Origin of the sequence: Gordonia oryzae, assembly GCF_003797185.1 — a bacterium.
GTDB classification, from domain to species: domain Bacteria; phylum Actinomycetota; class Actinomycetes; order Mycobacteriales; family Mycobacteriaceae; genus Gordonia; species Gordonia oryzae.
In genome coordinates, this window is record NZ_RKMH01000002.1 from 122,334 (window position 1) to 137,861 (window position 15,528).

15 protein-coding genes are annotated in these 15,528 nt (G+C 66.1%); 8 read left to right on the forward strand and 7 right to left on the reverse strand.

Annotated elements, in window-relative coordinates:
• Positions 1-25: 25 nt before the first annotated feature.
• Positions 26-1,198 carry a GGDEF domain-containing protein gene (locus EF294_RS02545; protein ID WP_123925440.1) on the reverse strand — a complete coding sequence of 391 codons (1,173 nt, stop codon included), beginning with the start codon at positions 1,196-1,198 and terminating at the stop codon, positions 26-28.
• 676 nt (positions 1,199-1,874) lie between these two features.
• Here EF294_RS02545 and EF294_RS02550 point away from each other — a divergent pair.
• Positions 1,875-3,059, forward strand: a complete 1,185-nt coding sequence (locus EF294_RS02550; RefSeq protein WP_123925441.1) for an EAL domain-containing protein — start codon at positions 1,875-1,877, stop codon at positions 3,057-3,059.
• 381 nt (positions 3,060-3,440) lie between these two features.
• On the opposite strand, the gene EF294_RS02555 is transcribed toward EF294_RS02550, so the two are convergent.
• Positions 3,441-4,409, reverse strand: a complete 969-nt coding sequence (locus EF294_RS02555) for a 1,4-dihydroxy-2-naphthoyl-CoA synthase (protein ID WP_123925442.1) — start codon at positions 4,407-4,409, stop codon at positions 3,441-3,443.
• 263 nt (positions 4,410-4,672) lie between these two features.
• On the opposite strand from EF294_RS02555, the gene EF294_RS02560 reads away from it, so the two are divergent.
• Positions 4,673-5,329, forward strand: coding sequence for a PaaI family thioesterase (locus EF294_RS02560; RefSeq protein ID WP_123925443.1), 657 nt, complete (start codon positions 4,673-4,675; stop codon positions 5,327-5,329).
• 9 nt (positions 5,330-5,338) lie between these two features.
• Here EF294_RS02560 and EF294_RS02565 read toward each other — a convergent pair whose 3' ends face one another.
• From EF294_RS02565 to EF294_RS21815, 3 genes are all read right to left on the reverse strand, one after another.
• Complete coding sequence (locus EF294_RS02565; RefSeq protein WP_123925444.1) at positions 5,339-6,640, reverse strand: saccharopine dehydrogenase family protein; 1,302 nt, start codon at positions 6,638-6,640, stop codon at positions 5,339-5,341.
• Positions 6,641-6,671: 31 nt separating this feature from the next.
• Positions 6,672-7,748 (reverse strand): AbrB family transcriptional regulator, encoded by a 1,077-nt coding sequence (locus EF294_RS02570; protein WP_123925445.1) that lies wholly within the window; start codon positions 7,746-7,748, stop codon positions 6,672-6,674.
• 213 nt (positions 7,749-7,961) lie between these two features.
• Positions 7,962-8,201 (reverse strand): hypothetical protein, encoded by a 240-nt coding sequence (locus tag EF294_RS21815; protein WP_246007635.1) that lies wholly within the window; start codon positions 8,199-8,201, stop codon positions 7,962-7,964.
• Positions 8,202-8,402: 201 nt separating this feature from the next.
• Between EF294_RS21815 and EF294_RS02580 the strand changes: the two genes are divergently transcribed.
• From EF294_RS02580 to EF294_RS02605, 6 genes are all read left to right on the forward strand, one after another.
• Positions 8,403-9,233 carry a type IV toxin-antitoxin system AbiEi family antitoxin domain-containing protein gene (locus EF294_RS02580; RefSeq protein WP_123925446.1) on the forward strand — a complete coding sequence of 277 codons (831 nt, stop codon included), beginning with the start codon at positions 8,403-8,405 and terminating at the stop codon, positions 9,231-9,233.
• A 169-nt stretch (positions 9,234-9,402) separates the two neighbouring features.
• Complete coding sequence (gene menD / locus EF294_RS02585; RefSeq protein WP_185090923.1) at positions 9,403-11,088, forward strand: 2-succinyl-5-enolpyruvyl-6-hydroxy-3-cyclohexene-1-carboxylic-acid synthase; 1,686 nt, start codon at positions 9,403-9,405, stop codon at positions 11,086-11,088.
• 21 nt (positions 11,089-11,109) lie between these two features.
• Complete coding sequence (locus EF294_RS02590) at positions 11,110-11,649, forward strand: DUF3592 domain-containing protein (protein WP_123925448.1); 540 nt, start codon at positions 11,110-11,112, stop codon at positions 11,647-11,649.
• A gap of 93 nt (positions 11,650-11,742) precedes the next feature.
• Entirely contained in the window at positions 11,743-12,906 is a 1,164-nt protein-coding gene (locus EF294_RS02595) for a glycosyltransferase family 4 protein (protein WP_123925449.1), read from the forward strand.
• 188 nt (positions 12,907-13,094) lie between these two features.
• On the forward strand, positions 13,095-13,253 hold the full coding sequence (locus EF294_RS21820) for a hypothetical protein (protein ID WP_246007636.1): 159 nt from the start codon (positions 13,095-13,097) through the stop codon (positions 13,251-13,253).
• A gap of 395 nt (positions 13,254-13,648) precedes the next feature.
• A complete protein-coding gene (locus EF294_RS02605) occupies positions 13,649-14,344 on the forward strand; it encodes a demethylmenaquinone methyltransferase (protein ID WP_123925450.1) in 696 nt (231 codons plus the stop codon).
• Between the two features lie 120 nt (positions 14,345-14,464).
• Here EF294_RS02605 and EF294_RS02610 read toward each other — a convergent pair whose 3' ends face one another.
• On the reverse strand, positions 14,465-15,112 hold the full coding sequence (locus EF294_RS02610; protein ID WP_123925451.1) for a DUF3558 family protein: 648 nt from the start codon (positions 15,110-15,112) through the stop codon (positions 14,465-14,467).
• A complete protein-coding gene (locus EF294_RS21285; RefSeq protein ID WP_185090924.1) occupies positions 15,105-15,434 on the reverse strand; it encodes a hypothetical protein in 330 nt (109 codons plus the stop codon). Before EF294_RS21285 ends, EF294_RS02610 begins: the two co-directional genes overlap by 8 nt.
• Between the last annotated feature and the right edge of the window lie 94 nt (positions 15,435-15,528).

Genomic DNA, 15,528 nt, shown 5'->3' on the forward strand with positions numbered 1-15,528 from the left:
AACGGAATTGTTGGCTGCTCGAGTTTCAGTGGTCGTCGTCCTGCTCGTCCGACGATGACGAGTGCAGGTGTCGCCAGAAGGCGGGGGCAACCATTGCGGTTTCGGCACGGTTACGGCCCATTCTCTTGGCGGCATAGAGCAACTGGTCGGCCTGGGCAGAGAGGCGATCCATCAGCTCAGAGAGGGTCAGATGGCCGGAGTCGGAGGTGGCTTCGATGATCGTCGCGCACACCCCGCCCACGCTGACCGTGGCATCGGTGGTGGAAGCCACCGTCAGTCGGATGTCGTCGGCCAGCCGTGACAACTCGACGGCGTTGTCGGTGGCGGCCAGAATCGCGAATTCCTCACCGCCGGAGCGGGCGACCAATGAACTCGGGGGAACGGCGTCTCGGATGGCGTTGGTGATCTCCACGAGTATGGCGTCACCGGCCGAGTGGCCGTGGGTGTCGTTGTACTTCTTGAAGTAGTCGACGTCGACCACCAGGAGGGCGACGTGCTTCCCGGAGGTGGCCGCGGTACGGAATAGATAGATCGCGCCGTCGAGCAGTCCGCGTCGGTTGAGTGCGAGGGTCAGTGGGTCGGTGACGCTGAGCTGTGCCTGCTGGTGCAGCAGTGTCGTCAGTCGTCGGCGCAAGCTGGTGACCAGATAGGTCGGTACCGCGATCGCCATCAATGCGGCGCCGCCGCCCACGATCAGCGCAGTCGTCGAGGTTGCCCGGATGGAGACGACCGCACACACCAGGGTCGCGGCGGTGATCACGAACCCCAGGACCACCGGTAACGAGGAATCCATCGCAGACAGCGCGGGAATCGCCGCGAGCAGAACGAGAACCGCAAGTGCTGCCCCGTTGTCGGCGATCACGAGCGCGGACCCCGCAACGCCCAGCATGCCGCCGAAACTCAGGAGCGCGAATCCGCGATCGGACAGGCGCTTGGCGTAGACGGTGATCGCCACCGACAGCAGGGTGTAGATACCGATGACAACGAGGACCCATTGGCAGCCCGGCTTGAGGAATGTCGATGACAGGAGGCCGAGAAGGATCAATGGAATCGCGCCGGTCTCGCTGATCAGCACCCCGATGGTGCGCTGGTCGAAGAGCCGGGCAAAGGACGGTCCGTCGACGCCCTTGGTGGCCGGGACCAGCTCGGTCGAGTTCAATCCCGGGTTCGAATCGTCGGAGGGGGACTGGAATTTCATCGGGGAAGAGTTCCGGCCAGTCGTCCCGGGGAGCATGAACGGCAGCACACGCATCACAGTGCGACCGTAAGGTGACGATGGGTTGACGCACCGACAAGCCGCAAAGTCATTCCACTCCATGTCTGGTTGGATGCGAATCGAGATCCGCCTCAGTGAATTTCATTCATCGGGACGACAACTCTCAAATCTGTTTGCATGCCCCCGTAAGTGGAAGATACCAGATGTCGGATTGACTGAAACCGAGAAATCGAACTGGGCGGCGCACATGGAATTCGGGTTGCGAATCCATTCGGCGGTCGCGCCGTATTGTTCGAAGAATCGTATTCGTGAACGCACTTCCACTGCCGTATGTTGCACATTCAATTGCCCGTTGACTCAGTCACGATCGATCCGTCGCGAGATGGCGCCGAGGATACGCGCGTGGCCAACTCGCGAGCTGCCGATGCCTAGGGTGTGTCTCCCAATTCTTCTGCGAGGGATTGGCGCGAACGATTGCGTTCTGGCAAGGCGGAGGAGGAAGCGATAGCGGCAGCTATCGTGACCGACGACAACGCGGCCAGGCGCAATCGGGCCGCCAAGACCCGCACAGGGAATTGGGAGACACACCCTGGCGACTATGATCCGATCACCCGGGAACTCCGGATGGTTCACGAACCGAAGCAGAGGTGGTCTAGACGTGCCGGGATATGGACACATCGTTGTCCAAGCGGATCCGTTCCGGCGCCTGACCGGGGCATTCGGTCGAGAGTTGGCGGGACTTGTCGCGGCTCGGTTCATCGAGGGCCTGATTGCTCGCGTCGGACCTACGGTCGATGTGCTGAGGGTGGCCGACCTCGATTACGAACTTGTCATGTCGGTACCGGGGGAGGAACACTTCGATCTCCTCATCGGCGAACTCCGCGGGGGAGCGCACATCGTCGAATGGGACGGCGAGCGGTATTTCCTGGACACCCGAACCGGAGTGGCCTCCCCCCGTTATCTGTCCCGTGATCTGCGTGATGGCGTCGGTAAATGGTGTGCGGAATGCGCGTTCACTGCGGCGATCGACCGGCGGACGCCGCTGGAGGTCTGTGATGAGGACATGCTTGCCACCGTCGACCTGCTGCGTACCACCGTGCTGCGGCTCTCGCGGGCCCAGGTTGACGACTTCGCGCCGCACTACCAGCCGATCGTGCATCTACCGTCCCACGAGGTCGCCGGATACGAGTCGCTGATGCGCTGGGACGACGGAAACGGGGCCGGACCGGGCGAGTTCCTCCCGATCCTGGAGGGCACTGCGTTGTTAGGGCCGATCAGCGACTCGACGATCGCGGCGGCAATTGCCGAACTTCCGCGCGGGATCACCACGGCGGCCGGGTCGGACTCGTTCGTGTCGATCAATTTCTCGCAGCGTCAGCTGCTCAATCCGGCGATCGTCGAATCGACCATCGAGCAGGTCCGCCTGAGCGGAGTAGACCCGGCGCGGTTCTGGATCGAGCTGCGTGAGGACGAGGTGATCCGCATCGCCAGCGATACCGCTCACGCCGTCGGCGCGTTGAGCGAAGCTGGTTGCACCATCGTCGTCGATGACCTCGGGTCGGGATACTCGGCGCTGAGTTACCTGCGTGATCTGCCGGTCGACGTTCTCAAGGTCGACGGGGGCCTGGTGAACTCCCTCGACAGTGACTGCGACAAGAAGAGCGAGACCACGGTGGCGGTGGTCCGTGCGATCTGCGACGTCGCCCGCGCGACGGGATCGACAACGGTCGCCGAAGGTGTTGAGGAGCCCGCCGTCGTCCCGTTGCTCGTCGACCTGGGATTCGACTACGCGCAGGGATACCACTTCGGCCGGCCCGCGTCGTCGTCGGCGCTGTTCGGTTGAGCCTGGCCCGCGGACTACTCGTCACAGCCGAGAACGGGGGCGTTCGCGAGACCGCCGAACTGATAAGCGAACTCGAGGCTTGAGTGCCGATGCAGCGACGAGGAGCCCTCGCTGCATCGGCACGGCGCCGGTGCGGTGGTCGTGGTTGGACAAGTCCGGATCGGAGTTGAGAACCCGTGGAGGCCTACGCCCCTCACGGGCGAATTGTCGTCGGTAATCCTCACAGCCGTCACGCTCCCCACCCGGAGAACGCGGTTCGCGCGAGCACAGCGGGAGGGGCCAGTCGAGAGGCCGTGGGATCCGATCGGTGATCGTGCACAGTGACGCAGCAGTGATCTGTGCCGCTGTCGGTGGGATTGGGGGTGATCAGCCGGTGGTGATTCAGTAGTAATACGGAAAAGCGTCCCATTCCGGAGAGCGCTTCTGCAGGAAGGCATCCCGGCCCTCGACGGCCTCGTCAGTCATGTAGGCCAGGCGGGTGGCCTCGCCGGCGAAGACTTGCTGGCCCATGAGACCGTCGTCAGTGAGATTGAAGGCGAACTTCAGCATGCGCTGCGCGGTGGGCGACTTGCCGTTGATGGCACGTCCCCACTCGATGGCGGCGCGTTCGAGGTCGGCGTGGTCGGCTACCCGATTTACCGCGCCCATCCGGTGCATCGTCTCCGCGTCGTAGGCTTCGCCGAGGAAGAAGATCTCGCGGGCGAACTTCTGGCCGACCTGCTTGGCGAGATACGCGCTGCCGTAGCCGGCGTCGAAGGATCCGACGTCGGCGTCGGTCTGCTTGAACCGGGCGTGCTCGCGCGAAGCGAGGGTGAGATCGCACACCACGTGCAGCGAGTGACCGCCACCGGCGGCCCAACCATTGACGACGGCGATCACGACCTTGGGCATGGTGCGGATGAGGCGCTGGACCTCCAGGATGTGCAGACGGCCACCCTCGGTCTTCGCACGTGCCTCATCGACGCCCTCGGCGCCGGCTGCGGCGACGTCGGCGTCGTGGCTGGTCGCGTACTGATACCCGGACCGGCCGCGGATGCGCTGATCGCCGCCGCTGCAGAACGCCCACCCCCCGTCCTTGGGACTCGGGCCGTTACCGGTGAGCAGCACCGTGCCGATGTCGGGGGTGCGTCGTGCGTGGTCGAGGGCGCGGTAGAGCTCATCGACGGTGTGTGGCCGGAACGCGTTGCGGACCTCGGGGCGATCGAAGGCGATGCGCACGATGCCGTCGGCCCGGGCGGTGCCGACATGCCGGTGGTAGGTCACGTCGGTGAGTTCGCCAAGGTCGGTGACCGGACGCCACTGGGTTGGATCGAAGGGGGTTGGCGTGGCTGCGGCGGCGTCGGTGCTCATGGCGTTCAGGGTAGGACACCGATCCCGACCCGCCGGTGAACACCCGCCCGGGGCGGTGCCGGGCTGCCCGAGCGCTGGCTTCTTCGAATGTGGCGGGATTCTTCCCGATAAGTGGCCACCGACCAGCGCCTTTTGGTGTAGTGGCGACTTGGATGTATCGGATGGACCTGTATGCGGTCGGCAGCCCCGTCACCACCATCGCTAGGTCGCGTTAGGCTGCGCCGACTGCGACGCCGATGGCCGGCGCCGATACGGTGTCTGGCATGACTTCTTCGCCAGAATCGGGCTGGGCCGTGCCCGCCGACGCGGACTCGCCGCACGAGGGCGGATTCCGCGCCCGCATGGACATCACCACCGACCGCGGCGGCCCGCGCTACGGCGAATTCAGCGAGGAGATCCGGCGGCTGATGGACCTGGCGCGCTACGCGTGCCCGACCCCGGAGATCACCGACGAACTCATCGACCAGGTGCGGGCGCTCAACAAGCGCCTCGAGGACGTGCAGATCGACGAGTGGCGCTCGCCCGCGGGCACCCGCATCGATCTGCCCGCGCGAGGAAACATCACGCTGCCGCCGTACGAGATCAGCGAGGGCGGCCCCGACGGCGTTGTCGCCTCGGTGACCTTCCGTCCGTTCCACCTCGGCGGCAACGACGCCGCGCACGGCGGTCACGTCGCGGTGGCCTTCGACGACCTCGGCGGTATGGCGTCGGCACTGGCCGTGCAGGGCATCACCCGCACCGCCTATCTCACCGTCAGCTACCGGTCGTTGACGCCGCTGCGGACCCCGCTGCGCATGCACACCTGGGTCGAGAACCTGGACGGCCGAAAGGCTTTCGTCAAGGGCACACTGCACGACGGAGACCGGCTGTGTGCCGACCTCGACGCGCTGTTCATCGCGCTGAAGCCGGGGCAGCCGTAGGCGTCTCGGTTACGTTAACTCGCGGACGTCGAAGCTCGCTCCCGCGGCCCGCAGACGGTCGGCGAGCGCATCACCCATCGCGGCGGCCGGGGTGAGGACGCCGGTGCGGGCGGGGAGCTGACCCCGGTCGAGGGCCAGGGTGAGCGCACTCTCGCCGAGCATCACCGCGGTGGCCTTGTATCCCGGGTCGCCCGACAGCCTCATCTGCGAGCGGTACCGACGGCCGGTGCTGGTGCGGGTGTAGGTCTCGGTGACGAAAAAGCCTTTCTCCCTTGTCTTTTCGCTCGGACCGCTACCCGGTTTGGGCAGCACGCGATCGAGGAGCCGGCGCGTCGGGCCGAAGCTCATCGCACCCAGGAAGGCTCCGGTGCCGACGCTGACGCTGCCGGCGATCAACGCCGACAGAACCGGGATGCCGCCGACGTTCATGGTTTCCGCATAGTGGAAGCCGGGGCCATAGGCGTTGTCCAGCAACGCGTTCGAGCGTCGCACGACGCGCGTGTTGTAGGACGACATGAAGAATGGCGCGAGTGTCCCCGACAACGACGGGTCGACGGTGCGGGCGCGTACCACCGCGATGTCACTGGGCTCCGAGGACATGCTGACCTTCGGGGTGTCGCCCGGATCCCCGGATAGCGCTTGCGGATTGAGCAGCAGTCGTCGCTTCTGCGGGTCCTTGGCCTCCTCGGCGATCACCCGCATCGAATCGATGGTGCCGCCGGAGATCCCACCGCGCATCGACTTGACCACCATCGTGGTGTCGGTGAGCGTGCCCGCGTCGTCGTCGGCGACCTTGCGATAGAGCAGATAGGTGCCGAGATCGGAAGGGACCGAATCGAATCCGCAGGAGTGGACGATGCGCGCACCGGTGGCCTGCGCGGTCTCGTGGGCCTTGTCGATGGAGAAATGGACGAAGGGCACCTCGCCGGTGAGGTCGACGTAGTCGGTGCCCGCGGTGGCGGCCGCGACGACGAGCGACTCGCCGTAGCGCAGGTAGGGGCCGACCGTCGTGCAGACCACCCGCGTGCGGGCGACCATCGCGTCGAGCGAACTCGGCGACGACGCGTCGGCGACGATCAGCGGCCAGCTCGACGCCACAGCGGGCAGGCGTCGGCGGACCTCGGCGAGTTTGGTCTCGGTGCGGCCGGCCAGCGCGATCCTGGTGCCGGCGGGCGCGTGCTCGGCGAGATAGCGGGCGGTCAGCTCGCCGACGAAGCCGGTGGCGCCGAAGACGACGACGTCGAACTCGCGGGCGGGCGTGGTGGTTGTCGGTTCAGGTGTGCCGGACTCGGACGAATTCTCCCCACTCATGGCGTCGAGGGTAATCGTCGTGCGAGATCGGTCACAGCGCGGCTGGTCCGGGGCGCCGGCGGGCGGCCCAGCGCGCGGCGAACGGTGCCACGAACAGCATCAACAGCACTCGCAGGATCTGTGCGGCCACCACGAAGGCGACGTTGCCGCCGGCCGCGGTGGCCGCGGCGAGCACCGCGTAGATCCCGCCCGGGGTGGTCGCCAGATAGCAGTCGACCATCGATTCGCCGGTCCACCAGGACAACAGCACACCGAGTAGCCCGCAGCCGACCCCGATCGCGAGGATCAGACCGATCGCCGGTGGCAGGATGCGCCCGATCGCCTTGAGTCGTTCCATCGTGAAGCCCAGCCCGGCCTGCCAACCGATCACCGCGTAGGCGATTGCGAGCATGATCGGTGAGATCGCGGCGTCACCGGCCACTCCGGTCAATTCTGCGGTCGTCGACAACGCCATCGGACCCAGCAGGCCGGCCGCCGGGAGGTGGATGATCCGGCCGACGGGCACGCCGACCCCCGCGCAGATCCCGAGCAGTAGCAGCCCCCAGCCCTGATCGGTCCAACTCGGTGACTCCTGCGCGACACCGCCGGCCGAGGCGCCGAACACCACCGACGCGATCAGCGGGATGGTGAGGGTCACCAGAGCCACGCGCACGTACTGAACGACGGCGACGACCTGCTCGTCACCACCGAGTTCACGGGTCAGTGCCACCAGACCGGACGCGCCGCCGGCGACCAGGGCCAGCGCACCGGTGAGGGTATCGACTTGGCTGTGCAGTCCGAGCAGGGCTCCGCCGGCCACCGACAGGGCCAGGGTGCCCAATCCGACGACGAGTACCGGCAACCACGCCGAGCCCAGTCCCGACAGCGTGCTCGGCTCGGCCATGGTGCCGATGTACACACCGAGCACCCCCTGCGCTGCCAGGAACAGGGGGCGGGGGACGACTGGGGTGTCGGGGTCGTCGGCGTGCGCGCGGGGGGCCGCTCCGGCGATGGCGAGGACCGCGGCGATCACCAGGGCTGCGAATAAAGCGGCGGCGTCGACGTCGAGGAGTTCGAGAAGATAGGCGGCGATTGCGGTGACGAGGGCCAATCCGATCCAACGACGCACCGGCCCCAGCGTAGGCGGGCCCGGGTCAGTGGCTGCGGGCGCCTCCCAGGCTCATCGCGCCGAAGATCTTGGAGTGCCGCGTTAGGAGAAGCGGTCGGGGTCGGAGATCTCGAATCCGGTGTCGGGGATGTCGCGGGTGAGGTGACAGCCACCGGCGACCCGACGCTGCACGGGCTCGAGGCGCCGCCACTGCTGGACCCGGGATCGGTTGCGTCACTGTGTTCCTGCAAGCGGAGGCCGGTAGCAGGTTTCAGGACCGCGACATACGACCAGTCCCCGGTCGCCACCGAGGAGCCAGCCGTCGTCGGAGGGTTCGATGGCGCTGACCCGGCTCACCGTCGCCGGGTAGGCCTCGATGTTGTGGCCCGAGCCGAACCTCACCTCGACGATGTGGTCGGCCAACGCGCATGCGCGCAGCGGGACCATCGTCGACGATCCGCGGGTCAGGGTCATCAGGGGTGGAAGGAGGCGGCGGTCGTGGAAACCGGAGCACGTGAGGCGAGGATTGGTCCGCCGGCCGGTTGCTCGCCTGATTTCAGTCATATATCGGGGATAAACGGCTCTCTGAACTGGGCTTTTGGTGAGTCTCGACTTCGGATATGACTGAAAGAAGGCGAGTGGGAGCCAGAACGGGTCTCGCTGCGTCCAAACTTCGTGGACAAGATCATCGAACTGGGTGTGACGAGCCGTGCGGAGCTGATCGCGGGCGGGCTGACCGACAACGACTTGCGGCGGATGGTGCGCCGAGGAGAACTCGCCGCCGAAAGACGGGGGTGGTACTCGATCCCGGGCGCCGACTCCGACGCACTCCTGGCGGTTCGGGGATATGGCGCATTGTCGGGTCCGACCGCGCTGGATAAGTACGGGATCTGGGTTCCGCCGGGCTACGAGGCGGTGCATATCCGAGCGGGCAAGGATGCGATGAGGAGGGGAGAGGCCTGCTGTCGCCCGCCTGGGCCACCGCTACCGGTGCACTCGATCCTCGACCCGGTTCCGCTGGCCCTGTGCAGTGCGGTCGGGTGCATGAGTCCCGATGACTGGATCGTCGTCGCCGATTCGGTGTTGAACAGTCAGGGTCTCGATGTGGAGTTGCTGCTGGCGATGCTCCCGCGACCCAACGCCACCATCGAGATGCTCCTGACCGAGTGCGATCCCCGATCCCAGTCGGGCACGGAAACCATGGTGCGCACCCGATTACGACGACGAGGGTATGACGTCGTGGTCCAACCGAATCTCGTCGGGTTGGGCTGGTTCGACCTGCGGGTGGGCCGACTCCTGATCGAGTGCGACAGCAAGCTTCATCACACCAGTCTGGAGAACTACCGCAAGGACCGTCGCCGCGACCGCAAATCGCTGGCCAGGGGCTACTCGACGATGCGCCTGACCTACGACGACGTTCTCTATGGCTGGGACGACACACTGGCCGACATCACCCGGACTCTCGACGACGATCGGCACCGATTGCCGCCTCCCGACGACGAATGATGGCGCTGTTCGCCTGTTTTCAGTCATTTGCCGAGTACGCCGCAACCGCCGAACTGGGCTTTTGTCGAATTTCTACTTCCGGAATGACTGCACACAGGCGAGGCGGGGTGCCACGGGGCGTTCATCGGCGGAGATCGGTGCGGAAAAGCGGCATCGTAGTGTGGAAACCATGAGGTCTTCCCCGGAATCCGCGCCCCCGAACCCGTCCACCCTGCAGGCGCGGGTCATCGTCGACGAGTTGGTCCGCGGCGGAGTCGGCGAGGCGGTGCTGTGCCCGGGATCACGCAATGCGCCACTGGCATTCGCGCTCCATGCCGCCGATGCCGCCGGCGCGCTGCGGCTGCACGTCCGGATCGACGAACGGTCCGCGGGATTCCTCGCCCTGGGATTGGCGGCGGCGTCGGGGCGGCCGGTGCCGATTGTGATGACCAGCGGCACCGCCGTGGCCAACATGAGTCCGGCGGTCTTCGAAGCCAACTATGCCCGGGTGCCGCTGGTAGTGGTCAGCGCGAACCGGCCGTACGAGTTGCTCGGGTCGGGGGCCAATCAGACCGTTGAACAGTTCGGGATCTTCGGTACGCAGGTACGTGCCGCGATCAGCCTGGGCCTGGCCGAGGCCGACCTCGACACCAACAGCCAGTGGCGCTCGGCCGTGGGTCGCGTACTGGCGGCGGCGCGGGGTGCGCGGACCGGCAACGCCGGACCGGTGCAGTTCGACATACCGCTACGCGAACCGCTCGTCCCCGGGCCGCTGACCGGCCCAGAGTCCGACCTCGGCGTCTTCGCCGGACGTCCCGGTGGGCTCCCGTGGACACAGGCACCGGTCGGCAAACTCGACATCCCGCTGCCCGTCGACCTGTCCGTTGACACGGTCGTCGTCGCAGGTCATGGAGCTGGTCGCTATCCGGAGCTGGATGGGATCCCGACGGTCGCCGAGCCGACGGCACCGCATGCGGTGACCCCGCTGCATCCGCTGGCGCTCGACTCGCTCGCCCCGAAACAGGCCATCATCTGCGGTCGCCCCACCTTGCATCGCGGTGTGGCGCGACTGCTCGCCGATGCCGAGGTCCGCGTCTACGCGGTAACCACCGGACCGCGGTGGCCGGACGTGTCGGGCAATGTGTTCGCGACCGGCACCCGGGTCGAGGCGACCGGCGAGGCGGCCGAGAAGTGGCTCAAACAGTGCGCCGAGGTTCATCAGCGCGTTCTCGGGGCGGTCGACGCCGAACTCGACGCGGGCGGCCCGGCGACCGGCCTGCACGTCGCTCGGACGGTCAGCGCAGCCATGGTGCCCGGTGAGCAACTGGTCGTCGGCGCGAGCAACCCGATCCGCGACATCGCATTGGCCGGGCGCGTCTCGCCGGGAGTGCGGGTGCTCTCCAACCGTGGCGTGGCGGGTATCGACGGGACGAATTCGACCGCGATCGGCGCGGCACTGGCCCACGACGTCGACCATCCGGGGTCGCGGACCGTCGCGTTGATGGGAGATCTGACCTTCATCCACGACGCCACCGGACTGATTTTCGGGCCGTCGGAGCCACGGCCGCGGCACCTGCGGATCGTCGTCGCCAACGACGACGGTGGTGGCATCTTCGGGCTGCTCGAGCAGGGTGATCCACGATTCAACTCCGGCCAGTACGCCGGTGCTTATGAGCGGGTGTTCGGCACGCCGCATCGCACCGACCTGGCCTCGTTGTGTGCGGGATTCCATCTGCCGCACCGCCGCATCGAGCAATTCGATCTGGCCGCGGTGCTCGCCGAGCCGGGCGCCGACGGGGTGGAAGTCGTCGAGGTGGTCACCGACCGTGAGCGCCTGCGATCTGTGCACGCGGGGATTGTGGGCCGCCTGCGGTAGCGGGCCCGTATTCTGAGGTGCATGAATCCGGTCATCCTGCGGCGTGTGCAGAAGACGCTGCTGGTGATCGGGCTGATCGTCACCGTGATGGCCGTCGCGATGGTCGTGGCGGCCTTCGCTAACGACGCGGCGATCAACCGCGACAAGGGCACCGTGATGGCCGACATCGTCTCGGCCGACCACCTGCATGCCGTCGCGTACTTCCAGACGCCCGACGGGCAGATCTACAGCCCGCGGCTGGGGCTACTGTACCCAACCGAACTCGTTACCGGACAACGCATCAGCGTCGAATACGACCAGAACAACCCCGATCTGGCCAAGCCCGCCGGCCGAGGGGCGTCGCTGGCGATCATCCCGGCGCTGTCGGTCGCCGCGCTGACGTGGCTGGTCGTTGTTGCCGTGATGGTGCTGATTGCCGAGGCCAATCGCCGACTGCTGCGCCGGGCCGCGCGTCGCGCCGACGAGGACGGCCCCGGCCCCGATGACGGTGACCTCGGCGATCACCCCGACGACGACCCGTCACCCCGTCCCGCCGACGATCGGGAAACCGTCGACGTATGAGGAGGCGGTGGCGACCAGAGGTTCGCGCGGAGTTCTCGCGTAGGTCACATGTCGTCGTTGCCGAGGTCATCGACGACAACGACCATTGGCGCCATGCGCGTGGCTATCGTCGCCGAGAGTTTTCTTCCGCAGGTTAACGGGGTGGTCAACTCGGTCCTCCGAGTCGTCGAGCATCTTGAGAATGCCGGGCATGATGCCGTGGTGATCGCACCGGATTCCGAGCGAGGCGGTCGGCGGGCGCCGCGGCTTGTGGGCCGGCATACCCCCGTGCACACGGTGCCCTCGATGCGATTCCCCGGCGTCACGTCGCTGCCCGTCGGCGTGCCGATGCCCAGCATGTACCGCGCTTTACGCGACGTGCGGCCCGACGTGGTGCACCTCGCCTCGCCCTTCGTGGTCGGCGGAGCTGGTGCGTTGGCCGCCAAGCGGTTACGGGTGCCGACGGTGGCCGTGTTCCAGACCGACGTCGCCGGATTCGCCGAGGCGTATCGGCTTGCGGTGGCCGGCCACGCGGCGTGGCGTTACACACGGATGGTGCACCTGGCCTGCGACCGCACCCTCGCTCCGTCCACGGCGACGATGGAAGCGCTTGCCGCCCGAGGGATTCCGCGACTGCATCGCTGGGCGCGTGGGGTCGACACCGCCCAGTTCTCGCCGCTCAGACGCGACGATGACCTGCGCGCACAGTGGGGTGCGGACCGGTTGATCGTCGGATTTGTGGGTCGATTGGCGCCGGAGAAGCATGTTGAGCGGCTCGCCCCGCTGGACCGCGACCCGTCGGTGCGGTTGGTGATCGTCGGTGACGGTCCGGAACGTGCTCGCCTGCAACGACTCTGCCCCAATGCGGTGTTCACCGGCGAACTCCGTGGCGAAGAGCTGGCGCGAGCGTATGCCAGCCTCGACGTGTTCGCTCACCCCGGCGAGCACGAGACCTTCTGCCAGGCGATCCAGGAGGCGATGGCCAGCGGAGTACCGGTGATCGGTCCCGATGCGGGTGGACCACGAGATCTCGTGACCCCGCTGTCGACGGGATTCCTCCTTGATCCGGCGAGCTACGCCGATCGCATCGCCGAAACAGTCGCTGCATTACGGGAGCCCGCCCGACGCATGGCGATGGGCCGGGCCGGGCTGGCGGCGGTCCGCGCGCGGACGTGGCCGGCTCTGTGCGAGGAACTGCTCGGGCACTACGGCGAGGTCATCGCCGAGCGCGGAGGCGACGCGCGGATAGCGATGGGGCGGCAACGGCTCGCCGGGTGAGGAGATCGGCTGCTGCCGGGCGCAGTAACGATGGTTCGACCGGCGCGTGAAGTGAAGAATGCCGGGTGAGCCCCTATTTCGCCCGCTCGTCGGCCCCGGAAGGTGCACAGGACCCTCGGCTTCGAACTCATCAGTCCCGAGCCGTCCTACGCCAGTGGCGTGTAGCAGCCACAGCAAGATTGCTGCTGATGGCCGACGGTGTGCTACTGCTTCTGCAGCTCATCGGTGGCCGGGTGCTGGATCTGTGCGTCGGCAGCTGCGTGGTGGCGCGGGCCGCTGCGCAGTCGGGAGCCGCGGCGGTCACGGCCGCGGACGCCTTGGACTTCGTGGTGCATCACCGACGCTGACTCTGCTTCGGCGCCCTGTGTCCGGTTCGAGTGCACTTCGGGCGGTTTGAGGACTACATCGGTCGCGACAGGTTCGACGCGGTGACCTGTAATCCGCGATTTGTGCCGACTCCTGGCATCGACGACGGCGTGGCGTGAGCGAGAGGATCGCGCGCAAATGCTGAGAAATGGTGATGTGGTGGAGTCGGTTGTGTTCCCTGCAGATGTGGGGGGATGAGTTCTCGTGTCCATGGTGTTTCCAGGTTGGTGAGCAACAAGCCCCGTCGTGGCGAACGGTCGGTGACTGTGGCGTGATGACCGGTTGTCACCTTCGATTTTGCCGAGATGTGAGTTGGGCCATCAGTGTTGCCGGGCGCTCGGTGGGGCGGCGGTGACGGGCAGGTAGCGTTATCACCATGGCTACCCCCGATCGTGCGAGTCTGGACAAGGACCCGGCCGAGGTTGCGGCGATGTTCGACGGCGTCGCCAAGCGCTACGACATCACCAACACCGTGCTGTCGTTCGCCCAGGATCGGCGGTGGCGTAGGGCGACCCGCAAGGCGCTGTCGCTCACCCGCAGTGACGTGGTACTCGACCTGGCCGCCGGCACAGCTGTCTCCACCGTCGAGCTGGCGACGTCGGGTGCCTCGTGTGTGGCCGCCGACTTCTCCCTGGGCATGCTGAAGGCTGGCGCCGCGCGAGACGTACCGAAGGTCGCCGCCGACGCGATGGCCCTGCCCTTCGCCGACGGGTCATTCGACGCCGCGACCATCTCGTTCGGTCTGCGCAACGTCCACGACGTACCGACCGCCCTGGCCGAGCTTCATCGCGTGCTCAAACCCGGTGGCCGCCTGGTCATTTGCGAGTTCTCCACACCGACTTTGCGGCCATTTCGCACCGTGTACATGGAGTATCTGATGAAAGCGTTGCCCGCCGTGGCGACCAAGGTGTCGAGCAACCCGGCCGCATACGTGTATCTCGCCGAATCGATTCGAGCCTGGCCCGACCAGTTCGGCCTCGGCGACCTCATTCGCGACGCCGGGTTCACCGACGTCCGCTGGCAGAACCTCACCGGCGGCATCGCGGCAATACACTCCGGCATTCGCGTCTGACGCGCAACTGAGCGAACTGGGTGCCGATTGCCCGGTGGGTCGAGGTGCCCGCCAGATCAGTGGTCGAGGTGCCCAGGAGCGGTAGCGGCGAGCCTTGAGACCGGCCGCATTGGTGCTGGGTCAGGGTGGCATCTTGTCGATCGTTGCCTTGGTGAAGGCGATGGCTTTGGCGCAGACCTGGTCTCTAGGCGGAGGGTTTATGAACAGAATGGCAGTTGTCGTGACTATGGCACTGCCAGACTGGACGGCAGTTGTGCATGCGTCCTGGAATCTGGGATACCCAACTGCGACTGGCCTTCCCTGCATGCTGGTGTCGTATTGCCATTCGATCGCAGTTGAGTACTTCTTCTTGTAATCTTCGAGCGGAAGGTCGTTTCCGACGCCTTGCGAAACGACTGCTGTGCTCGAATCCCGGTATCTCCAGTCGCATCCTCGGGATGTCTGCATGTTGGCGTTGGCGCCGTCGGTCACTGATTGCTGGTCCAAGCCTAATGCCTCTAGTTCCCCGTCCGATAGTGCTGTGCAGGGTTCGTATGACGAGCCGTCGTTCAGGTTGCTCCACCGATCCGGAAAGACGGTATCGAATGGTAGTCGTTTTCCGTTCGCATCCACTTGTCTGATGCTGGCAGGAGTACTTGGGCGGTACGCTGACGCGGATATATGGTCCGGTGTATGTTCGCCTGAACTGGTCGTGCAGCAGACTGTTCCAGAGAGAGTAACGGACATCGTCACCACCGTCTTGGCTATTTTCAGTTGAATGTTATGCATTTATTGATTCGAAATCTAGACCATTCTTGCCATCTGTCGCAGTCAGCTCGGCGTGTGCTTGATCGCATAGCGCTGCTAATGCGTCTATGCGCTCGATATTGGCCTTCAGTCCAGCTGCGAAGTAGTTGACGAACTGAGCCGCACGCGCAGACATGTTGGTACCTTCCGGTACGTCCCCGTAGTGATTGCCGTTGTTGACGCGGACTAACTCCGCGGCAACCCCCGCCAACTCCGACGCCAGATTTCGTGCCACCCCGGCTCGTCGCTTCCATTCGGCGTCGATGACCTGGACGACTCCGCCGTCGCCGAGTTCGGGATTCACCTGGGGAACGGAAGTGCCGGGTGGGTAGGTGGAGCCACCGCCGAGTGGCACACGTGTGCCCGGTTGTACGAAATACTCCGTCATCTCTCCCCCT